Source organism: Chryseobacterium jejuense (genome assembly GCF_017877355.1).
Lineage (GTDB): Bacteria > Bacteroidota > Bacteroidia > Flavobacteriales > Weeksellaceae > Chryseobacterium > Chryseobacterium jejuense_A.
Window position 1 is genome coordinate 607,680 of the sequence record NZ_JAGIPR010000001.1, and the last position, 22,186, is coordinate 629,865.

The window sequence follows — 22,186 nt, forward strand, 5'->3', positions numbered from 1 at the left end:
GAAAAAATAAAATAGTACACATGAAAATATTAGTTTGTATTAGTAGTGTTCCGGATACTACTTCCAAAATTAACTTTACAGCAGATAAATCTGCTTTCGACAAAAACGGAATTCAGTGGGTCATCAATCCGCTAGATGAATTTGCGTTGACAAAAGCGGTTAAACTTCAGGAATCTCAGGGAGCAACTGTAACAGTAATCAACGTAGGAGATGCTGGTACAGAACCTGTAATCAGAAAAGCGTTGGCAATTGGTGCTAATGATGCAGTAAGAGTAAACCTTGATCCAAAGGATAGTTATTCTACAGCAAAAGAAATTGCTGCTGTAGCTCAAAACGGAGGATATGATTTGATCCTTTGTGGTAAAGAATCTATCGATTATAACGGTGGTTCTGTACCGGGAATGGTAGCTCAGTTATTGAACCAGCCTTTCGTAAACGCATCTGTAGGATTAGATGTAAACGGAAATGAAGCTACTGCAATAAGAGAAATCGAAGGTGGAAAAGAAACTATTTCTGTTAAATTGCCAGCAATTATTGCAGGTCAGAAAGGATTAGTAGACGAGAAAGACCTTATCATTCCAAACATGAGAGGAATTATGTCTGCAAGAACAAAACCTTTACAGGTAGTAGAGCCTGCTTCTTCAGAAGTTAAAGTTCTGGGAGTATCTTATGACAGTGTTCCTCCAAGAGCAGCTGTGAAAATGGTTTCTCCGGACAATTTGGATGAATTGGTAAGATTGCTTCACGAAGAAGCTAAAGTGATCTAATTCTTGTAATCCTTTAATTTTTAATCTTTAAATTTAAGAAAATGGCAGTATTCGTATACGCAGAAAATATAAATGGAGTTTACAAAAAAGCAGCTTTTGAAGCAGTTTCTTACGCTAAAGCTGTTGCAGATAAAGCAGGAGATACTGTTACAGCGATCTCTGTAAACCCTACTGATTCTTCAGATTTATTATACAAATATGGAGCATCAAATGTTATCAATATCAAAGACGAAGGTCTTAAAAATTTTTCAGCAAAAGCATTTGCACAAGCTGTAAATGAAGTTGCTAACGGAAATATCATCGTTTTCCCTCACACTACAGATGCTTCTTCGGTAGCTCCTATGTTAGCGATCATGAAGAATTATTCTTTAATTACTAATGCATTAGAGGCTCCAGAAAGCCTTTCACCTTTCCAAGTGAAGAGAAGAGCATTCTCAGGAAAAGGATTTATGCATGCAAAAGCAGAAGGAAACGGAGTAATCGTTACAGTTTCTCAAAATGCTTTTGGTGTTAAAGAAAACGCTGTATCAGGTTCAGAAGAAGTGAAAAACTTATCTGTAGCTAATGATGATACTAAAGTAATTTCTCATGAACAAAGCTCTGGGAAATTAGATCTTAAAGAAGCTGAAGTAGTTGTTTCTGCAGGTAGAGGAATGAAAGGTCCTGAAAACTGGGGAATGGTTGAAGAATTAGCTAATGTTTTAGGAGCAGCTACAGCATGTTCTAAGCCTGTTTCTGACATTGGTTGGAGACCCCACACAGAACACGTAGGACAAACAGGTAAAGCAATTTCACCAAACCTTTATATTGCAATAGGGATTTCAGGAGCTATTCAACATTTAGCTGGGGTGAACTCTTCCAAAACTATCGTAGTAATCAATAACGACGCTGAAGCACCTTTCTTCAAGTCTGCTGATTATGGAGTAGTAGGAGATGCTTTCCAGATTATTCCTGCTTTAACAGAGAAAATTAAAGCAATCAAAGGATAAAATGTAATGGTGAATTGTCAATTTACTTTGCTTTTCAATTCTTAATAATTTACTTGCAAAGAAAATTCATGATTAGCCATTGATAATCATATACAATACAATAAAAGCTCGGCTTTCCGGGCTTTTATTTTTGTGTAAAAAAGTGAAATCACAATAAAAAATTAATCTATATTTGTAGCTATGGATTATAAGCAGCTAATTATTCGCGGAATATCGTACAGTCAAACCCAATCGGGGGCGTACGCATTGTTACTGGAGCATGAGGAAACACACATAAAATTACCTGTTGTTATAGGAAATTTCGAAGCTCAATCTATCTCTCTTGGACTGGAAAAAGATATCCATCCACCGCGCCCACTTACCCACGACTTATTCTCAAAATTTATTGTTTCGACCAATTATGAGTTGGTTTCTGTAATCATTTATCAGATTGTAGATGGGGTGTTCTTCTCAAATATCAACTTTAAAAATAAAGTCACTGAAGAAGAACTGATCCTTGATGCAAGAACTTCTGATGCCGTTGCTATGGCTGTAAGATTCGATGCACCTATCTTTACCACACAGCAGGTTCTGAATGAAGCCGGAATCTTATTGGAACTGGAAGATGTATCAAAAGAAGAGCAGACCTTTTCAGAAACAGTGCAGTCTGAAGACAACTTAAAATCCCTTTCTATGGAGGAACTTCAGAAATTACTGGATGATGCCGTTAAAGAAGAAGATTATGATACCGCCCTTGAAATTCAGGAAGAAATCAAGAGGAGGAAAAAGAAAATTGACTAAAAAGAGATACTTTATATAAAAATGAATTTAAAATTACGACTGACCATCCTCAGTTTTCTCCAGTTTTTTGTGTGGGGAGCATGGCTGATTACGATGGCAAACTTCTGGTTTGGTACTAAACATTGGGAAGGAACACAGTTTGGTGCTGTTTTCGGAACCATGGGAATTGCTTCTATCTTTATGCCAACCATTACTGGAATTATTGCTGACCGTTGGGTAAATGCCGAACGTATTTTTTCAGTATTACACATTCTTTACGGGGCTATTCTTTTCGTTTTGCCACACTCTGCAGATCCTAATTCTTTCTTTTCGGTGATGCTTGTTGCAATGTGTTTTTATATGCCTACTATTGCTTTAGCCAATTCAATTTCCTACACTATTTTAAAGAATAACAACATGGATGTGGTGAAAGACTTCCCTCCAATCCGTGTATGGGGTACCATCGGCTTTATTGTAGCCATGTGGATCACTAACCTTAGTGGAAATAAAGCAACAGAAGGACAATTTTATATTGGTGGAGCAGTAGCAATATTCTTAGGGATCTATGCTCTTACCTTACCAAAATGTCCACCACAGAAACTAATCGATAAAAGCTCTCCACTATCCGAGCAATTAGGATTAAATGCATTTAAGCTTTTTGGAAACTATAAAATGGCTTTGTTCTTCTTATTTTCAATGCTTTTGGGGGCGGCGCTTCAGTTGACAAATGCTTATGGAGATGTATTTTTAAGTGAGTTTGCTCATTTCCCGAAATATGCTGATTCATTTGTAGTACAGAGATCTACAATCATCATGTCGATTTCTCAGGTTTCTGAAACCTTATTTATCCTGGCAATTCCTTTCTTCCTGAAGAAATTCGGTATAAAGAAAGTAATGTTAATGTCTATGCTGGCATGGGTATTAAGATTTGGTTTCTTCGCTTATGGAGTGCCAGACGGTTTCGGTTTATCATTAATTATCCTTTCGTGTATCGTATACGGAATGGCCTTCGATTTCTTTAATATTTCAGGTTCCCTTTTCGTAGAAACTACAACAGATAAAAATATCCGTTCTTCTGCTCAGGGATTATTTATGATGATGACCAATGGTTTCGGAGCCGTTTTCGGCAGCTATATCGCAGGTTGGGCTATTGATAAATTCTTTACCCATAAATTTACTACCGCTACAGAACTGTCAACATATCTGGAAACAACATCGGATAACCCTACATTCCTGGGAATTTTAAAGAATAGCTTTAGCGCAGTCGTAAACTCAGACGGGACACTCTCTTCTGTTGTTATGGTAAAAGACTGGCAGCAAATTTGGCTGTCGTTTGCTATCTATTCATTGGTTTTAGCTATATTTTTTGCTGTTTTGTTTAAACATAAGCATAATCCTGAAGATGTTTCTTCAGTTAAACATTAATTCAATTAATAACAATACAATATAAAATTGCACTTTCGGTAAGGAAGTGCAATTTTTTTTATTTTAAATCATATCATATGTTAAGTTAAACTGTTGATAAGTATAAAATGTGATTAGAAAATTGTTATTATGATGATATTGAATTTTAAATATATTAATGTAATGGATATATTATTGATAAATATTTAAAATTAAAAGCATTTTATTGTGGCTAATGACTGTTAGGGAGTAAAAATATTTGTTTGATAACAGATGATTTGGAACTGTGTTTTTTTTCGTATTTTGGCACTTTAGTAAATATGAAAAATATTCAATTATTAGGATTGTTATTAGTGGTTGTAGGGAGTTTTCTGCCTTTGGTACATGTACCTATCATTGGAAACTGGAATTATTGGAAACTAGACCATTATTTGGCTATTGCATGCTGGATTCTTGCTGCATGTGCAGTCTTTGGAATTGTCAATAACAGTGCAAAAATCGTAAGATTTTTTGGCATCCTGCTTATTCTTTTATTTGCATTCACTTTAGTGGCTGTTAAATTACAGTCTTTAGATTACTTCAGTTTTTTGCCTTTTAAAACATGGAGAGAAGCTTTTGCAGGAATTGTGAAACTGAAGTGGGGCTGGATAGTAGAATTTTTAGGAGCCTTTCTGATGGTTTTTGCAGGAAATAATAAAAAAGTAAATCAACGAAATCAAATATAATATGAACCTTTTAAAAGTATCTTTAGCTGGGCTATTATTGTTGATGGCCACACAGGCCAAATCTCAGAAAACAGAGCAGAAAAAACCTGATAATCCGGTAAAATGTGCCAATATAAAAGAAGGGAAATTTCTACGCGCTAATTATCCTGAATCTATCTGGCATATGACCATTAAGGATAATGTTCAAACTGAATATTTTAATAATGGGAAAGATTACATAAAATCTACTTTGGTTTTTATTGATGATTGCAATTACAAGTCAATCGTTATGGAGAAGTCAGATAAGAATGATCCCATAAAGATTGGAGATGTTTTCAATAATAAAGTGATAGCAACCCAGGATAATCTGTTGAAAGTTAATACAAAAGTTGAAGATTCTCAATTTGATGTTGTATACGTAAAAGTAAAATAAATTGAATTATAAAGATGAAGCTCAGGCTTCGTTTTAGTTAAAATAAAAATTATATACATGAAAGAAGTATTCATTGTTTCCGCAGTAAGAACACCTATGGGGAGTTTTATGGGAAGTTTGTCAACAGTTCCGGCTACTAAATTGGGAGCTACTGCTGTAAAAGGAGCATTAGATAAAATTGGTTTAGATCCTGCCAATGTACAGGAGATTTATATGGGGAATGTGCTACAGGCAGGAGAAGGTCAGGCGCCGGCTCGTCAGGTAGCGTTAGGAGCAGGGCTTTCTATCAATACCCCTTCCACTACCGTAAATAAAGTGTGTGCTTCAGGAATGAAGGCTGTAACAATGGCTGCACAGGCAATTAAAGCTGGTGATGCAGAAGTAATTGTTGCTGGAGGTATGGAAAATATGTCTTTAGTTCCTCACTATTATAATGCAAGAGTAGCTACAAAGCTGGGAGATATCAAAATGCTTGATGGTATGGTGCTTGACGGTCTTACAGACGTATACAACAAAGTACACATGGGAGTATGTGCAGAGAAATGCGCTGTTGATTATAACATTACAAGAGAAGATCAGGATAACTTCGCTGTAGAATCTTATAAAAGATCTGCAAAAGCTTGGAGCGAAGGAAAATTCAACAACGAAATTGTACCGGTTTCTATTCCACAGAGAAAAGGAGAGCCTGTAATTTTCGCCGAAGATGAAGAGTACAAAGCAGTAAACTTCGACAGAATTACAACCCTTCCAACGGTTTTTAAAAAAGAAGATGGCACAGTAACAGCAGCTAACGCATCTACATTAAATGATGGAGCATCTGCATTAATCCTTGTTTCTAAAGAGAAAATGGAAGAACTAGGATTAAAACCATTAGCAAAGATTGTTTCTTATGCTGATGCAGCACAGGAACCTGAGAACTTTACCACTGCTCCAGCTAAAGCTTTACCTATCGCTCTTAAAAAAGCAGGATTAGAAGTATCGGATATCGATTTCTTCGAATTTAATGAAGCTTTCTCAGTAGTAGGATTAGCAAACAATAAGATCTTAGGATTAGACGCATCTAAAGTAAACGTAAACGGTGGAGCGGTAGCATTAGGACACCCACTGGGAAGTTCAGGTTCAAGAATCATCGTTACATTAATCAACGTATTGAAACAAAATAACGCCAAATACGGTGCTGCAGCTATCTGCAACGGAGGTGGAGGTGCTTCTGCAATCGTTATTGAAAATATATAATATTCTGTTTTAGAATACATTACCATTAAGAAATGGATAATTTTTTTAAAAACTTATCCATTTCTTAATGGTTTTTCTATTTTTGTGCTACATTTAATATTTATTTGAAATGTCTGAAACTGAGAATCGACAACCCAACAACATAAAAAATAATCCGAAGATTATGAAAGCTTGGGCTGTATATGACTGGGCAAACTCTGTGTATTCCCTGGTTATTACTTCCACCATTTTCCCCATTTATTACTCTATTCTTACTACTGCGTATGAGAAAAAAGAATTTGTGACGGAAACAAAAAAATGGATTGATGTCCCGGTGAGGCATTCGATCAAAATCTTCGGAAACGAATATCAGCCGGATGCCGTGTATGGATATTCATTAACCATCTCATTCTTTATCGTAGTATTATTGTCTCCGTTTTTATCTTCGTTGGCAGATACTATCGGAAATAAGAAATCATTTCTGCAGTTTTTCTGTTACCTGGGAGCAACATCCTGTATGGGATTAGCGATGTTCACAGGAATGCATAATGTTTTTCTGGGGCTCTTATTTAGTATTACAGCAAGTGTCGGATTCTGGGGAAGTTTGGTGTTTTATAATTCCTTCCTTCCGGATATTGCGACGCCAGACAGGCAGGATGCACTTTCTGCAAAAGGATATGTCTATGGATATCTTGGCTCTGTGGTATTAGTGGTATTGTGCTTAGTTCTGATTCAGGTTTTTGCCAAAGGAGCAGCACAGCAGCTTTTATTTACAAGAATCAGCTTCCTGTTGACTGGAGCATGGTGGTTTGGATTTTCTCAATACACTTTTAAACACCTTCCTCAATTTGGAGATGTAAAAGATAAACTTCCTAAAGATCTTGTATTATTAGGATATAAAAACATCTTCAAAAAACATGAAGAGCAAGGAGGATTCTTCGAGGTGTTAAAAGATAATATGAGCTTTTACAAGGATATTGCCAAAGAAAGTTTTCATGAACTGTATAAAGTAGGAGGAGAACTTTTCAAGGATAGAAACCTGAAGTTCTTCTTATCCAGCTTTTTCTTTTACAGTGTAGGGATGCAGACGATTTTCCTTATGGCTACCTTATTTGGAAAAAGTGAGATCAATTTAGCTCAGGATAAACTGATTGGAACGCTTTTAGTAATCCAGATTGAAGCTATTATCGGAGCGGTGATTTTCTCAAGGCTATCAAAAAGAATAGGAAACAGAAACGTAATTTCAATCGCTATTTTCTTATGGATTATTGCTTGTATTTGGGCATATTTCCTGAACAAGGAAAATCCAACAGTAGAATATCAGTTCTATGGAGTGGCAGCAGTAGTAGGATTGGTAATGGGAGGTCTTCAGGCGATGTCCAGATCTACTTACTCTAAGTTGCTTCCGGAAAACTCTATGGAAAACACCACTTATTTCAGTTTCTATGATGTATTGGAAAAAATCGCGATCATTATTGGTACTTTCATTTTTGCTACATTAATTGAGCATTTTAATAATATGCGAATTGCAGCTTTGTCCATGACATTGTTCTTCGGCGCAGGATTGATATTAATCCGATTCCTGAAGGTAAAAATGAGACAAGACAGAGAGACATTATAAAAACAAAAAGGCGTTATTTTTAACGTCTTTTTTTATGGATAAAAAAAGAATAGATTATACACTTAAAAAGAAATTTTGCATTAAAATAACCCCTGGTTGATAAGCAATGGATTTTATCTTTTAAATTATGTTTAATTATCATTTTTTTTTCGTAATTTTAATAGAAGAACTGAAGAAAGTAAAATAGAAGACAATTCGGCCTGAGTTTTGCTTATATTCATTGGAATAATTTTTAACTTTGCAAAAAAGATTTATTGTCAATATGACCAACCCTTTATTTTATGCAAAAATAATCCTGTTTGGAGAATATGGAATGATTGAAGATTCCCAGGGGCTTGTAGTACCTTACAGCTTCTATAAAGGAGCTTTAAAATTTTCAGATCTGGCTTCAGAATTTGAGCTTAATTCTAACAGGCATCTGCAGAAATATTCAAAATATCTTACAACGCTTGATCTTTCTGATGATTTTACATTGGATATTGAAAGCTTCAAAAAAGATATTTCAAACGGACTTTTCTTCGATTCCAATATTCCACAGGGATATGGAGTAGGAAGCTCTGGAGCTTTGGTTGCTGCTATTTTTGAAAAATATTCAATCAGTAAACTGAATCCGGAGAATATCTCTAAGGAAAATCTTAAAAAATTAAAGGCCGTTTTCGGTGAAATGGAAAGCTATTTCCATGGAAAAAGTTCAGGAATGGATCCATTGATCTGCTACATGAACCTGCCCATACTTATCGAAAATAAAGAAAATTTAGACAGAGTATCTATTCCTGAAGGACAGGAAGGAAAAGGAGCTATTTTCCTTATTGATTCCGGAATTACAGGAGAAACAGGACCTATGATTCAGATCTTCTTTGAAAAAATGAAGACAGAAGGTTTCCGTAAAACGCTGAAAGAAGAATTTATCCGTTACAATAATGCTTGTATAGAAACTTTCCTTAAAAAAGATATGAATCCTTTCTTCAGAAACCTTAAAAAACTTTCTCACTGGGCGTATGAACATTTTCGTCCAATGATCCCTGAAAGTATTTTTAAGATCTGGAAAAAAGGTCTGGATTCCAACGCTTATTACTTAAAACTCTGCGGAAGCGGTGGTGGAGGCTATATTTTAGGTTTTACCCAAGACTACGAAAAAGCAGAAAAAATGCTTGAGGGTTTCCAAAAAGAAGTGATTTATAGATTTTAAACAGGTTGGAAATGAATTCTGAAAAAGAAACTTTCCAATCTGAAAAATATATCTCAAAATCTCTATATTACAGATTTTCACAATTCGTGGGCTTTTTACTCGGAGCGCGTTTTTTTGTGGCTGCTCTCTTGACATTTGCCCTATATGTATCCACTTTTTTTCTTTTTAATCAGGAAGAATCTTTCAGAAACTTTGTCTTTGATTTTAAAGTACACGGGATTATTTTCTGTACCGTTCTTACAATTTTGGCAGGTGGAATTATCAATCAGTTTTATGATCTGGAGAAAGACCATATTGTAAAACCTTTTAGAACCAGGATCCAAAGCTTCATCAAACAGAAGTATTTTTTATATGCTTATCTGGGATTAACCGCCATTTCATTAGGAGTAGCCTGGATAATTTCCCATAATGTTTTCATCTTTTTTGTGGTGTATCAGTTTTTTATGTGGCTGTACAGTCATAAATTAAGCAGAATATTAATACTGAATAACCTCACTTTTGTAAGTCTTACTCTGTATCCTTTCTTTGGAATGATGGTGTACTACGAAACTTTTTCCAAGAAGGTTTTTCTGATGGCTGTTTTTCTTTTTCTAATCCTTTTATGTATTGATATTGTAAAAGACACCCTTACCAGAAGTGTAGATAAGGCTTTTGGGTATATCACTATTCCCAATTATTTTAAAAGTAGAAACACAAAGATCATACTTATATCTTTATTCCTGATAACAATGGGTGTTTCTATGAAAATTATTACCAAAACCGGAGTCACTGGATTTATGGCTTACTATTTTGCAGGAACTCTATTTGTAATGATTATTTGTATCTATCTCTTTTTAAATTCCACCAGAAAAAGTAACTTTCTCACCCTTAGTATATTACGGCTGTGGGTTTTTGTAGGAATTATAGCTATGCTTTTAAACGGAATTGAACATAAATTATAATAAAAATTCTTTAAATAAACTAAGGTTATTATTACCTTTGCATAACTAAATTTAATAAATAGGAATGCCCATTTTTAATGATACTAAAGTTGCATTTGCAGATAAGACAGATGCGCAGTTGAGAAAGGCTTACTGGATGTTTAAAATGATTGAACAGCCTGCTCTTACCAGCCTTGGAACATCCGTTCTTAATTTTACAGTACATAACAACTTTCCATTCGTTACCGGAATTGTAAAAAGCACTTTGTTTGAGCAGTTCTGCGGTGGAGAAACCCGTGAGGAAAGTATGAAGGTTGTAAAACAGCTTTTCAAAAGAGGAGTTGGAAGTATTTTTGATTATTCCATTGAGGGGAAAGAAGATGAACAAACGTTTGATGCAGTATGTAAAGAGATTAAAGATATTGTGAGGTTTTCCGTAGGGAATCCGGCGATTCCTTTTATCGTATTCAAACCTACAGCATTTGGAAGAATAGATTTGTATGAAGCAGTTGGAAAGGGGGCAGAGCTTACGACCAGCCAGAAGGAAGAATGGGAGAGAGTAGTAAGAAGATTTGATGAAGTATGTGCTCTTTGCTATGAAAATGACAAAAAAGTAATGGTGGATGCAGAAGAAACCTGGATGCAGGATTCTGCAGACCAGCTTTGTGAAGAAATGATGGAGAAATATAACCAGGAGAAACCTATCGTTTGGAACACCATTCAGATGTACAGAACGGGAAGGCTGGAATATATGGAAGCAAATCTTAAGAGAGCAAGAGAAAAGAACTATTTTATCGGTTATAAGATTGTTCGTGGAGCTTATATGGAGAAGGAAAGAGCAAGAGCAGCTGAAAAAGGATACGCAGATCCAATTCAGCCTACTAAAGAAGCTTCAGATAAGAACTATAATGCCGGAATTGACTTTGTGATGAACCATTTGGATAAAGTATCTGCATTCTTTGGAACTCACAACGAAATTTCTTCCGAATTGATTATGGATAAAATGAAAGCCAAATCTTTGGAAAATGGTAATCCACACGTTTATTTTGGACAGCTTTACGGGATGAGTGATAATATTTCCTTCTATCTGTCTGATAAAGGTTATAATGTGGCCAAATATCTTCCGTATGGACCCGTAAAGGATGTTGTGCCATATCTTACAAGAAGAGCCCAGGAAAACACTTCTGTAGCCGGACAGACCGGAAGAGAACTTGGACTTATCAAAAAAGAACTGGAAAGAAGAAAAAAACAATAATAATTGTTATATAATTAAAGGAAAGACCCGCATATTCTGCGGGTCTTTTTATTTGAGTTATTTTAATAAAAACATCATATTTATTGTAAATTTTTCAATTTTTAATTTTTTTTTAATCATTAATAATTAAAGATTAATTTTTGTTTAATATTAATTATTTTTTAAAATAATTTAATTTCCATTGCTGATTTAATTTTTAATTTCTATATTTGATAAGACTATAAAAAACTAATGCATGAAAAAAAATCATCTGCCACGGTTCTACTTTAATGTGACAGAATTCTCTTGCTCTGGAAGAGACTATATCCTCAGAATTCACCTAAATTTTAAAAATAAATAAAGCAAATAGCTTTAGTTTTCTTCTTCAAATATTTTTTAGCCTGGCCACTTTCCTTGGTCAGGTTTTTTATTGATTATAGATTTCTGCTTAAAGATGAATAATGATTTAATTTTATTTCAGCGTCTTTAAAAATATGTCATTATACTATAAAATTTTTGTTTCAAAAAGATTCTCATTTGCAGTTTCATAGGGCGAATAATTTATTATTCTCTCACAACTCCAGAAGATTTTCTCAGATTTTGTACCTGCATAATTTGTGAAATCAGCGTGAGAAAATATAAAGAAAATAATTTTAACACTTTATTTCAGTAAGGAAAAGTATAGACTTTATGCTTAAATAAGCTGTATGGCTATGCAGCCGCTTAGAAAGAATCAATGAAATTGATTCCACCTTAGCATCCTTAAAATATGCGTAATTATTTATAAAATCTTTGCGTTAAAAAAATTCTCAGCTACGATTTTTCATAGAAATTAGGTCAATATTTTCTCAAAAATTCAGGAGATTTACACGGATTTTGGATCTGCATAATTTGCGAAATCAGTGTGAGAAGATGTTAAAAAAATAATTCTGATCCTTTATTTCAGCAAGGAAAAGGGGAGACTTTACAGTTGAATAAGCTATTGGGATATGTGCCCGCTAAGAAAAAATAATGATGTAGTATTCAATTTTACGATCAATAAGTTTTGCGGTAAATTAAAATCACCAATAGAAATTTTGTTTTTTACTTTTGAATATATTTTCAGAAGAATTTTTCAGCTATAGATCATGAGTGCTAAAGCTAAGGTTCAAAACTTTCGAATTTTCCATTTTCATAGAACAAAACAATGCGTTTTATTTTATTAGTCTGATTTCCAGTAACTTGACTTAATATTTCTTCAGGTGAAGTTTCTAATCGCTGAGAATCCGATATTTTTTCTGAGGCTTTATCCTGGGATGGTATAACCGATTCTCCAGAAGACGCCAGAGGAAGCTCTTTCTCTGTTTCATCCACTCCGAATTCATCATCTTCGTTTATCATGGTAAAAAGATCGGGTAGAGGTGTCGTTCTTATCTGATCCTCTTCAGGCTGTTCTTCCTGAATTTTTGTTTCCGGTAATTCTGACTTTAGCATTTCACCTTCACCGGTAACCAGCCAATCCCAAAGAAGTTCGGGGAATCGGGATTTTATTTTTATGATAAACTCCAGTGACGGTTTATTTCTTCCGGATGTAATATGCGAAATGGAGGAACGCTGTACATCAATCTCATCTGCAAATTCAGATGGGGTAAGTCGGGAGTACTCTATAACTTTTGAAATTCTTTCGTTTAAACTCATAAAAATAAGCCTTTAATTATTTTACAAATGTAACTCATTAAATTTACAAAAGCAAAATACAAATGTAAATAATTGAAACTTTTATCAATATACAAATGTAACATGATTATAATGTGTTATTATATAAGTATTTATATATAAATTACAAATGTACTTTATGATTATATATATTAAATTGATTCAATAGTAGAATTCAATAATGGGTTAATATTTATGGTAAATGGCCTTTAAAAATAGATTATAAATGTAAATTTTGACTGTTAAAAAACCATTTTAGATGAGTTATTTTTCATCTTTAGTTATTTACAATATTAATCTCTAGATATATTTCAAAATAGACCATTAAATCTCTAAAATATAGGATATATCGGCTTATAATGATGATTATAATCAATATACATAAGTAAATTACTCTTGTAAATATTCAATTTCCAGTAATTTTTACATTATTTACGACTATATATCTTCTGTTGAATAAGATTAATTTTCAGTTAAGTTTTAAAGCTCTTTGAAATATCAATTAGAATTCAATATCTGCCATTTCTTGAAGTTTTTCTTTGCTTTACATTTGTATAAGCATATAAACAACCAAGTTTTCCACAATTTATTTGTTTAAAAAATATATGCTCATTTGGGCTAAAACAGGTATTTATTCACTTCAAGTATTCTTACAAATAGTATTTAAATGAATTTTGTAACTAACTGAATAGTAATTAATTAAATGTATAGTATTAAATTATTCGCAATCCACAATTTTATCAACAGACATTTTGTCAATAGCAACTGTTTAACAATGTTACTCATGTTAATCCATTAACAACGAGTAAAATTCTTATTTTAACATTTGTAAATTGCATTTTGTTTACAAAAATTCTGTCAATTTTTTCTTTTTTTCTGCTATTTACAAATGTTAATGTTTATTGTCTGCCTTAAAATGGCTAAATTTGATTCCAGTAAATTATTTTCCAGCAATGAACTTTGAACTTATTTATTCTCCGACCCCCGATTTCTCAAATCGCTATATTTCCCCTGAAAAATTATTTTCTTATCTACAAGCTAATCTCAGCGATTACATTCAGGAGATCGGAACATCCTATTTAGAGAAGCCTATTTATCAATTAAGCATCGGAACCGGAAACATTCAGGTATTGGCTTGGTCACAAATGCACGGAAATGAATCCAATGCTACACACGCCATACTTGATCTTTTGATAAGCCTTGATAAAGCTCCGGAAATGAAAGAAGATTTATTCAGTAAAATCAGACTGGACTTTATCTTTATGCTTAACCCTGACGGATCTGAAAGATGGACAAGATTAAATGCCGTAGATATTGATCTTAACAGGGATTTCCATAATGAGGCTAGCAAGGAGATTAAGTTTCTTAAAAAGGCAGCCGCTTCAAAGAAATATGATTATGCATTGAATCTTCACGAACAGAGAACCATTTTTACAACAGATGGTATTCATCCGGCTACTCTTTCCTTTTTAGCCCCTTCTGAAAATGTAGAACGTACTGTTACAGAAAACAGAAAAAAATGTATGGCTGTCATTGGGAGTGTTTATAACCATTTAAAGGAAATGATCCCTAACCAGATCGGGAGATATTCTGATGAATTTTACCCAACTTCTACGGGTGATAATTTTATCAAGGCAGGAATGCCTACCATCTTATTTGAAGGCGGTCACTTTGTAGATGATTATACGAGAAAAGGAACCAGAAAATATTATACGATAGCTTTATATTATGCACTGAAAGCAATCAGTGAATTGAACTCCAATATTACAGGATGGGAAACGTATCTGGACATTCCGGAAAACAAAGAAACCCATTATGATATTATCTATAGAAATGTAAGACTGAATACGGATCATGAATGTATTTTAGATATTGCCGTTCAGTATAGAGAAATGAAAGAGGATGGAAAAGATGAAATTTCTTTTGTCCCTTATGTGATGGAAGCAGGAGATGTGAAAAAAAGAAAAGGCTGGCTGGAAGTAGATTGTACAGGAAAGAAATTTATTTCTGCCCATAAATATCCGAAGCTGGATTCAGTAGTGGATTTTACAATAGAAGATTAATAATTTCGGCAACCCAACGGGTTGCCGAAATTATTTTTTATATATTTCTAAGAATAAAAATCAAATAAAAAATAGGAGCTAAATTCTTTCAAAAATGTTACATATGAATTTATATATTTCTTATTTTTTGAAATTTGCATAATCTGCAATATCCATGAGAAATTCCGATATTTTATTCAATTGGGAAAAAGCTTAGTTTACTACCTTAATTCCGCTTGCCAGAAATCTGATTTCTTCCTTAGGTTGTACAATGGCATCAATTTCAGATTGAGGTTTTTTAGCATCTTCAGCATAATGTTTCTGCTCATCCACAGAAATTACTTTTCTTTCAGCATTTCCTTCCAGAACTACATTCTTACCTTTTAAAGCGGTAGGAACAAAGAAGGCATAGTCTTTCATTTTTACAAAAAACTGTGAGTTATCATCAGTCTGAATAGTCAGCCAGCATCCTTTTTTCTCACAAACATCAGTCACCTTTCCTTTGATAGCTACATTTTCCAGTTTTTTATTTTCTTTTTTAAGCCTCTTGCCCAGCTTGTCTACTGTAATTGCTTTAGACTCCATAGTCGTTGCAACGCCTGCTCCATAAGTATCACCTAACAAAGCATTTCCTGCTGGTGGTGAAAATTTCTTTTGTGATGTCTCTTGGGCAAACGCCAGCGTAGAAGCACTTACAGCCGCTGCAAATAGAATAGCTTTAAATTTCATGTTTAATATTTTTTTCAAAAATACTAATTAATATTGAATCATAAATCGATAAAATTTAATAATAAACAGGTGCTTGTGTAAATTTTTAATAAAATTCAAAATGAAAGGTAGATTTGTTTATATTTGAAACCTATACTTGACTATGCATAAAAAACTGAAACTATGGGATGCCATTATGCTTGTGATGGGCTCTATGATTGGAAGCGGAATCTTTATTGTAAGCGCTGACATGATGCGTAATCTGGGCTCCGGTTACTGGCTGATTGTGGTCTGGATCATCACAGGAATAATGACAGTAGCTGCTGCAATAAGCTATGGTGAACTTTCTGCCCTGTTCCCAAGGGCTGGCGGACAATATACTTACCTGAAAGAGATCTTCGGTAAAAGAATGGGATTTCTTTACGGTTGGGGACTGTTCACAGTGATACAAACAGGAACAATTGCTGCCGTGGCAATGGCTTTCGGTAAATTTACAGCCTATCTGGTACCATCACTTAATGATGCCGCACCTATTTTCCAAAGTGGAGAATTTAAAATTACATGGATACAAATTTTAGCTATCGCAGTTATTCTTCTGCTTACTTATATCAATACAAGAGGCGTAGAAAGTGGAAAGTTTTTACAGAATATCTTTACAGGATCTAAAATTTTAGCTTTATTAGGATTGATTGCTGCAGGATTTATTCTTGTAGATTTTTCTCATTTATCTGAAAATTTCAGCTTGGGAATGGACTCTTTTAATAATCTGAAAAAGGATCTGAGTGGAAATTTCCTGAAAGAAGGCTGGGAATCTATTGGTGGAATGACTTTGATGGGCGGTATTGCTGCTGCGATGGTGGGATCTGTTTTCAGCTCTGTGGCATGGGAAAGTGTAACGTTTGTTTCCGGGGAGATTGAAAATCCAAAGAAAAATGTTGTAAAATCAATGATCTACGGGACTTCTGCCGTGATGATTTTATATATAGCTGTTAATTTTGTGTATTTAAATGCTCTGGATAGAGACAGTATTGCCTTTGCTACTAATGACAGGGTAGCCGTAGCAGCGTCACAAAATATTTTTGGAAATGCAGGAACCATTATTATTGCCGTATTAGTAATGATTTCCACTTTCGGATGTGATAACGGATTGATCTTAGCTGGAGCAAGGGTCTTCCAAACGATGGCCAAAGACGGAATGTTCTTTAAATCTGCAGAAAAAAATAATAAAAATGAAGTGCCGGAAAATGCATTGTGGATGCAGGGAATCTGGGCTTCCTTGCTATGTTTGAGTGGACAATACGGAAATCTGTTGGATATGATTTCTTTCGTAATCGTTCTGTTCTATATGATTACGGTTTTTGGAGTTATTTATTTAAGAATTAAACAACCCACTTTGGAAAGACCTTATAAAACATGGTTATATCCTGTGACTCCTATCATATACCTTATTATAGGAACTGTTTTCTGTATCCTATTATTAATATATAAGCAACAATACACCTGGCCAGGATTTTTACTGGTACTGCTAGGACTTCCGGTATATTATTTCATCAACCGGAGAAAAGCAGATCAATAGAGTAACATAATGAATACAATACAGATAATAGTTTCAGGGCTTTCAATTCAGTTTGAAGGCCCTGGCTTTTGAATAATATTTTAATTTATTATAACAATTATTTAGTGAAAATGTGTATTTTGGTATTCCGTTTTTAAGTAAACGAAACCATGAAGTAAAAAACAATAAGTTATGGATACACCAAATTACAGAATGCCCTTTGTACCGTCTACACTAATGACAGAAGGGGGAAGTATCGATACCTGCGGTATGGGAGAAAGTATTGCTCACAATATTATGCTGCTGATCACCACCAAAAAAGGGGAGAACAGATACGATGAAAACTATGGAAACGATGTTTGGAATCTGGAATTCGATAATGGAGTAACCAGTGCCATCTGGGAAAACGTTTTTGTAAAAAGTCTCAGAAGACAGATTCTGGAATATGAACCAAGAATTGTACAGCCACAGATAGATGCCAATATCCAATTTGTAGAGCACAGTTACGATACCAAAGAACACACCGAAATCAAAAAGAAAGTAAGAATTGCCATCAATGCGAAGATGGAGGAAACAGGAGAACGTTTCAGTTTTTCAACAGAACTGTTCCTGAGCCCAATGTCTATTGATTAATATTTCTAACAGCGAAAAAAAATTATGAACCTAGATCAAAATATTTATTCCAAAGAATCTGTAAAAGCAAGAATGCTTCAGAATGCAACTAAAGTATGGGGATTGAAAAGTCCGCAGTCTTTAGATCCATTTGTAAAACTATTAATTGATGCATTCAGTACAGAAGTTTTTAAAGCGAATAATGAAATACAAACAGTAAATGCCCGAATTCTTGAAAAACTGGCAAAGCTGTTAACTCCATCTATTTATACTCATCCTATTCCGGCTCATGCGGTTGCTTTTACACAGCCTTATGATTCTACCGAAGTTTTATTGGAGCACACGGAGTTTTTCTTCCGTAAGCAAATGACTTCCACAGTAAAATCAGAGTCGGATAAACAATTAAATATTCCTTTTACTCCAGTAGGGAATGTTAGGATTAATAAAGTTCACACTTCCGTAATGTTTGTAGGGAATACCTGTTACAGTATTGATGACAGATTCAATAAAATCCCTATTTCAAGATTTAACGGTAGACCTGAAGATTACAGAAAGGTTACGGTAGGGGTTGATGTCAGTAAATATGTCAGTGAATATTTTCCTAAATACATGAGCATATTCTGCTCCAATCCGGCTTTCGAGCATCTTGATTTTGTATATAAGCTATTACCTTATATTAATGTTTCAAGTAATGGAAACCCTTTGTTTGTAAGAGAAGGATTAAGCTATCTTACAGAAAGTGCTACGGATGGTTATGAGCAGATGTTTAAAGAACAATCTATCCGAAGCAAGGTAATTGAAGATATCAAAAGTATCTACCGTCATAAATTTATCGAAATAACCGGACTTTCCAGCAGCTTGTTCTCAGAACCGGGGCAGCTTCCACAAAACCTTGATTTCCTTGCCGGAAAAGAAGAGATTGTAAAATATCTTGATAATAAGCGCTATTTATGGCTTACTTTTGAGTTTCCACCACAATTCTCAGCAGAAATTCTGGATAACTTCTCCTTTGTACTGAATGCTTTCCCAATCTATAACAGAGGCTGGAAAAAAACAGAATACAGTCTTGATATTATGGGAAACAATATTCCTTTAGTAACAGACGAAGGAGAACACTTCTTATATGTAGATGAGGTACAGGATGGAGACGGAAGAAAATACACCGAAATACCATTTACTCCTGCAGATGATCTTAAAAAAGGATTATACACTGTGAGAAAAGGGGGAATGGAACGTTTCACCAGCAGAAATGCTGTAGATATGATTGCTAACGTGTTGGAACTGACAAGAGATGAGATTGCTGCATTTTCCCTTTTAAACAGAGATAATGTAAAAGGAGTTCTCAGCGAAATGTCCGACAAGATGAAGTCCATGGTGCAGAAAGTGAACAATGCCAAGAGAAATATCAGACAGGAACTTAATTACGTCATTATGGAACCTGTAGAAAAAACAGACCACACGTATGCTTCTTTCTGGATCACGCATTGCACATTAGCTAACCATATGCGCCCAGGAACTGAACTTTCCAATCAGTTGAAATCTCAGACTGTTGTATTGCTTACAGAAACCTTAGGTGGTGCTGAAGAACAAAAAGGAACCGACAGTATTCAGGCTTATAAATATGCTTTGACAACAAGAGACAAAATTATTTCCCTTGAAGATGTCAAAAACTATTGCCGAATGATCCTGAAAGATGAATTGAGAGAAGTAAGAGTGAGAAGAGGAACAATGATTAGTAACAAACCTAAAGAAGGTTTCGTAAGAACCGTTGAGGTAGAAATTGTTCCACAGAATTATTCTTTCTATGGAAGAGCGTATTGGGAAAATATGGCTAATATCACCAGAAACCAGATCATTGCCAAAGCAATTGACGGTATTGAATATCTGGTGAAAGTAACCAATGAGGACGTCGAATTCCAGGATATGTAAATTAGAAAATTAAAACAAAAAATATGAAGAAGATTATTGTACTTGCAATGGCCCTGTCTTTAACTGCTACTGTGGTTAGCTGTAAAAAAGGTGCAGGAAAATTTGGGAATGCAGTTTTAAACCTGGGAGGCGAGGCAGATGCAAATGCTATTATTGATTTTAATAACAATTTTATAGACTCTTATAAAAGTACATCAAAACATATTGAGAGAATCTTAAAATATGCAGATGCAGTAGTGGCCAAATCAAAAGGTGAAAATGGATTGATCATACCAATTACATTAACCTCAATGGATTATTCCTTTTCAAAGATTAAGGAAATCCCATCTGGATTTGATAAAGACAAAGCCGCTATTGAAAAAGAATTCAGTATTTATAAGGCTAAAAAAGAAAATATAGACAAAAAGGTTGAAGAGCTTAAGTCCTATATGACTTCGGAAGATTATAAAGATGATAAAGGAGCAAAAGCAGAAGCCATCAGAAAAGAAATTGAGGGCGATGTGAATGCTTTCTATGCTGCCGGAGAAAATATTATGATCAAGATCAAACCTGCTACAGACGCTGCAGAGGAAGTTATTTTGAAAGATCACCCGATGAAAGAGTATATTATTTCTTCCAAAAACGTGATGAATTCAATGGACTCTGTAGTCGATCTTTTGGGGAGACAGTATTCCGGACAATTTAATGAAGTGGAAGCCCAGAAAAAATATGACGAATATGCCAAAGCAGTAGAAGCCAATGCCAAGCTAAACTTTGATGTGAAAGATCAGCAGTATTCTTATAAAAAATCTCAGTTTGAGACCTTTAATAAAAATGCTTCTAACTTTTTAGATCTTTACAGAAAACTGATAAGAGATGCTAAAGAGAAAGGAAAGATTCAGGATAATGATATCCAGCAGATCGATTCATCCTATGAAAGTGTATTGAGTGCTTACAACATCTTTGTGAAGTAACCTCTTTGATTCGTTACAATATCAGCAATCAATTTTAAAATATGAAATGCCGTAGGAAATACGGCATTTTTTATATACACTCTACAAAAATTTAATGCATTAAAAACTAACCTAGTTAAATGAGAAAAGCATCCCTTTTTATATCAATTTGTCTTTTTAGTATTCAGTTAAAAAGCCAGTCGATGCAGGATCTGAGAAGTAAGATTAGCACGATCATATCAATGAAAAATGCAACCGTTGGAGTTTCTTTAAAAGGAATTGAAGATAAAGATACGCTGAGCATCAATGGAAATAAAGAAATGCCGATGCTGAGTGTTTTTAAATTCCATATTGCATTGGCTGTTTTAAATCAGGTAGACAAAGGAAAACTAAAACTGGATCAGAAGTTTTTGATTAAAAAAGAAGAATTGCTCCCCGAAACATGGAGCCCGATCAGAGAAGAATATCCGAAAGGAAATATGTATCTGACACTAGATCAATTATTAAGATATACTGTCTCTCACAGCGATAATAATGGTTGTGATATTCTTTTGAAGATGGTGGGAGGAGCTCCTGTTGTTCAGAAATTTATCAATCAGCAGGGCATTAAAAATTTCACCATCCGATTGAATGAACAGCAAATGAACACCTTTGAATCCTATTTTGTCAACACATCAACCCCTTTAGCGACGACAGATCTTTTAGAAAAATTCTATAAAGGAAAAGTACTGAAAAAGGAAACCACAAAATATTTATATCAGATCATGGTAGAAACATCAAGAGGATTAACCTGGATGAAAGCGGGGTTACCGGCAGGAACAGAATTAGCTCATCGTACAGGAATTTCAGGAAGAAACGAACAGAATATAAGAGCTGCGATGAATGATGTTGGAATTGTAAAACTTCCCAATGGAAGACACTTCATTTTATCCGTCTACCTGAAAAATATCAATGAAGAAATGAAAGACACAGAAAAAATCATTGCGGATATAGGAAGCGTAGTTTGGGAATACTATGTAAATAAACCATAAAGACTTTAGCAGATGATGATAACATAAAAACAATTTTAAACTAATCTTGTCATCAATTTATTATACAGTGTCATGCTGAAAGAAACGAAGTGAAATGAAGAATTCCAACGATATATAAAACTCGTTATCTATCAGAAAAAAAATGAAATAAAGCTGTATATCATCATCAACACTCAAACATACACCATTATAATCTCCACAATCATCTGTAAAAATCAGGGTAATCCGTGGGAAAATAAATTCAATATAAACGGGCTTCAGTCCGTTTTTTCAATAATAGCCTATTCATTGGCTTTAGCCCAAACCTATAAAGAACATTTATAATAAATATTGTGATAACATCCGGAAAATAAACTTCTATTATGAAAATTTTAACCCAGTCAGAATAAAAAAAAATTCATAAAATTTCCGTATTTTTGCACGTCGTGATTTTCAGGCAAAGTCACT

At 34.3% G+C, this 22,186-nt stretch carries 19 protein-coding genes; 17 read left to right on the top strand and 2 right to left on the bottom strand.

Annotated elements, in window-relative coordinates; translation table 11 throughout:
- Window positions 1–20 precede the first annotated feature (20 nt).
- From J2772_RS02790 to J2772_RS02840, 11 genes are all read left to right on the top strand, one after another.
- On the top strand, window positions 21–767 hold the full coding sequence (locus J2772_RS02790) for an electron transfer flavoprotein subunit beta/FixA family protein (protein WP_209913073.1): 747 nt from the start codon (window positions 21–23) through the stop codon (window positions 765–767).
- 41 nt (window positions 768–808) lie between these two features.
- Entirely contained in the window at window positions 809–1,756 is a 948-nt protein-coding gene (locus J2772_RS02795; RefSeq protein WP_209913075.1) for an electron transfer flavoprotein subunit alpha/FixB family protein, read from the top strand.
- 180 nt (window positions 1,757–1,936) lie between these two features.
- The gene (locus J2772_RS02800) at window positions 1,937–2,536 is read left to right on the top strand and encodes a bifunctional nuclease family protein (RefSeq protein ID WP_209913077.1); all 600 of its coding nucleotides are present in this window, start codon (window positions 1,937–1,939) and stop codon (window positions 2,534–2,536) included.
- Window positions 2,537–2,557: 21 nt separating this feature from the next.
- On the top strand, window positions 2,558–3,940 hold the full coding sequence (locus J2772_RS02805) for a nucleoside permease (protein ID WP_209913079.1): 1,383 nt from the start codon (window positions 2,558–2,560) through the stop codon (window positions 3,938–3,940).
- Between the two features lie 299 nt (window positions 3,941–4,239).
- A complete protein-coding gene (locus J2772_RS02810; RefSeq protein WP_209913081.1) occupies window positions 4,240–4,644 on the top strand; it encodes a hypothetical protein in 405 nt (134 codons plus the stop codon).
- Between the two features lies 1 nt (window position 4,645).
- Window positions 4,646–5,056, top strand: a complete 411-nt coding sequence (locus J2772_RS02815) for a hypothetical protein (protein ID WP_209913082.1) — start codon at window positions 4,646–4,648, stop codon at window positions 5,054–5,056.
- A gap of 57 nt (window positions 5,057–5,113) precedes the next feature.
- Complete coding sequence (locus J2772_RS02820) at window positions 5,114–6,292, top strand: acetyl-CoA C-acyltransferase (protein WP_209913084.1); 1,179 nt, start codon at window positions 5,114–5,116, stop codon at window positions 6,290–6,292.
- 109 nt (window positions 6,293–6,401) lie between these two features.
- Window positions 6,402–7,892 carry an MFS transporter gene (locus J2772_RS02825; protein ID WP_209913086.1) on the top strand — a complete coding sequence of 497 codons (1,491 nt, stop codon included), beginning with the start codon at window positions 6,402–6,404 and terminating at the stop codon, window positions 7,890–7,892.
- Window positions 7,893–8,154: 262 nt separating this feature from the next.
- On the top strand, window positions 8,155–9,081 hold the full coding sequence (locus J2772_RS02830) for a mevalonate kinase (RefSeq protein ID WP_209913088.1): 927 nt from the start codon (window positions 8,155–8,157) through the stop codon (window positions 9,079–9,081).
- A gap of 11 nt (window positions 9,082–9,092) precedes the next feature.
- Complete coding sequence (locus J2772_RS02835; RefSeq protein ID WP_209913090.1) at window positions 9,093–10,022, top strand: UbiA family prenyltransferase; 930 nt, start codon at window positions 9,093–9,095, stop codon at window positions 10,020–10,022.
- A gap of 64 nt (window positions 10,023–10,086) precedes the next feature.
- Window positions 10,087–11,256 (top strand): proline dehydrogenase family protein, encoded by a 1,170-nt coding sequence (locus J2772_RS02840; protein WP_209913091.1) that lies wholly within the window; start codon window positions 10,087–10,089, stop codon window positions 11,254–11,256.
- A 1,119-nt stretch (window positions 11,257–12,375) separates the two neighbouring features.
- Here the strand turns inward: J2772_RS02840 and J2772_RS02845 are convergent.
- Window positions 12,376–12,912 (bottom strand): helix-turn-helix transcriptional regulator, encoded by a 537-nt coding sequence (locus J2772_RS02845; protein ID WP_209913093.1) that lies wholly within the window; start codon window positions 12,910–12,912, stop codon window positions 12,376–12,378.
- Between the two features lie 971 nt (window positions 12,913–13,883).
- On the opposite strand from J2772_RS02845, the gene J2772_RS02850 reads away from it, so the two are divergent.
- Window positions 13,884–14,993, top strand: a complete 1,110-nt coding sequence (locus J2772_RS02850; protein ID WP_209913095.1) for a M14 family zinc carboxypeptidase — start codon at window positions 13,884–13,886, stop codon at window positions 14,991–14,993.
- 192 nt (window positions 14,994–15,185) lie between these two features.
- Here the strand turns inward: J2772_RS02850 and J2772_RS02855 are convergent, their stop codons facing one another.
- A complete protein-coding gene (locus J2772_RS02855; protein WP_209913097.1) occupies window positions 15,186–15,701 on the bottom strand; it encodes a DUF4920 domain-containing protein in 516 nt (171 codons plus the stop codon).
- 142 nt (window positions 15,702–15,843) lie between these two features.
- On the opposite strand from J2772_RS02855, the gene J2772_RS02860 reads away from it, so the two are divergent.
- The 5 genes from J2772_RS02860 to bla all read left to right on the top strand — a co-directional run bounded on the left by J2772_RS02860 (window position 15,844) and on the right by bla (window position 21,739).
- Window positions 15,844–17,256: an APC family permease gene (locus J2772_RS02860; RefSeq protein WP_209913099.1), complete on the top strand. Its 1,413-nt coding sequence runs from the start codon at window positions 15,844–15,846 to the stop codon at window positions 17,254–17,256.
- A gap of 171 nt (window positions 17,257–17,427) precedes the next feature.
- Window positions 17,428–17,868 (top strand): GPW/gp25 family protein, encoded by a 441-nt coding sequence (locus J2772_RS02865; protein WP_209913101.1) that lies wholly within the window; start codon window positions 17,428–17,430, stop codon window positions 17,866–17,868.
- Between the two features lie 24 nt (window positions 17,869–17,892).
- A complete protein-coding gene (locus J2772_RS02870) occupies window positions 17,893–19,776 on the top strand; it encodes a type VI secretion system baseplate subunit TssF (protein WP_209913103.1) in 1,884 nt (627 codons plus the stop codon).
- A gap of 23 nt (window positions 19,777–19,799) precedes the next feature.
- On the top strand, window positions 19,800–20,729 hold the full coding sequence (locus J2772_RS02875) for a DUF3829 domain-containing protein (RefSeq protein ID WP_209913105.1): 930 nt from the start codon (window positions 19,800–19,802) through the stop codon (window positions 20,727–20,729).
- Between the two features lie 119 nt (window positions 20,730–20,848).
- Entirely contained in the window at window positions 20,849–21,739 is an 891-nt protein-coding gene (gene bla, locus J2772_RS02880; protein ID WP_209913107.1) for a class A beta-lactamase, subclass A2, read from the top strand.
- Window positions 21,740–22,186 lie beyond the last annotated feature (447 nt).

Coding starts and splice junctions, on each gene's coding strand:
- J2772_RS02790 (WP_209913073.1), top strand. CDS start 21: ATGAAAATATTAGTTTGTATTAGTAGTGTTCCGGATACTACTTCCAAA.
- J2772_RS02795 (WP_209913075.1), top strand. CDS start 809: ATGGCAGTATTCGTATACGCAGAAAATATAAATGGAGTTTACAAAAAA.
- J2772_RS02800 (WP_209913077.1), top strand. CDS start 1,937: ATGGATTATAAGCAGCTAATTATTCGCGGAATATCGTACAGTCAAACC.
- J2772_RS02805 (WP_209913079.1), top strand. CDS start 2,558: ATGAATTTAAAATTACGACTGACCATCCTCAGTTTTCTCCAGTTTTTT.
- J2772_RS02810 (WP_209913081.1), top strand. CDS start 4,240: ATGAAAAATATTCAATTATTAGGATTGTTATTAGTGGTTGTAGGGAGT.
- J2772_RS02815 (WP_209913082.1), top strand. CDS start 4,646: ATGAACCTTTTAAAAGTATCTTTAGCTGGGCTATTATTGTTGATGGCC.
- J2772_RS02820 (WP_209913084.1), top strand. CDS start 5,114: ATGAAAGAAGTATTCATTGTTTCCGCAGTAAGAACACCTATGGGGAGT.
- J2772_RS02825 (WP_209913086.1), top strand. CDS start 6,402: ATGTCTGAAACTGAGAATCGACAACCCAACAACATAAAAAATAATCCG.
- J2772_RS02830 (WP_209913088.1), top strand. CDS start 8,155: ATGACCAACCCTTTATTTTATGCAAAAATAATCCTGTTTGGAGAATAT.
- J2772_RS02835 (WP_209913090.1), top strand. CDS start 9,093: ATGAATTCTGAAAAAGAAACTTTCCAATCTGAAAAATATATCTCAAAA.
- J2772_RS02840 (WP_209913091.1), top strand. CDS start 10,087: ATGCCCATTTTTAATGATACTAAAGTTGCATTTGCAGATAAGACAGAT.
- J2772_RS02845 (WP_209913093.1), bottom strand. CDS start 12,912: ATGAGTTTAAACGAAAGAATTTCAAAAGTTATAGAGTACTCCCGACTT.
- J2772_RS02850 (WP_209913095.1), top strand. CDS start 13,884: ATGAACTTTGAACTTATTTATTCTCCGACCCCCGATTTCTCAAATCGC.
- J2772_RS02855 (WP_209913097.1), bottom strand. CDS start 15,701: ATGAAATTTAAAGCTATTCTATTTGCAGCGGCTGTAAGTGCTTCTACG.
- J2772_RS02860 (WP_209913099.1), top strand. CDS start 15,844: ATGCATAAAAAACTGAAACTATGGGATGCCATTATGCTTGTGATGGGC.
- J2772_RS02865 (WP_209913101.1), top strand. CDS start 17,428: ATGGATACACCAAATTACAGAATGCCCTTTGTACCGTCTACACTAATG.
- J2772_RS02870 (WP_209913103.1), top strand. CDS start 17,893: ATGAACCTAGATCAAAATATTTATTCCAAAGAATCTGTAAAAGCAAGA.
- J2772_RS02875 (WP_209913105.1), top strand. CDS start 19,800: ATGAAGAAGATTATTGTACTTGCAATGGCCCTGTCTTTAACTGCTACT.
- bla (WP_209913107.1), top strand. CDS start 20,849: ATGAGAAAAGCATCCCTTTTTATATCAATTTGTCTTTTTAGTATTCAG.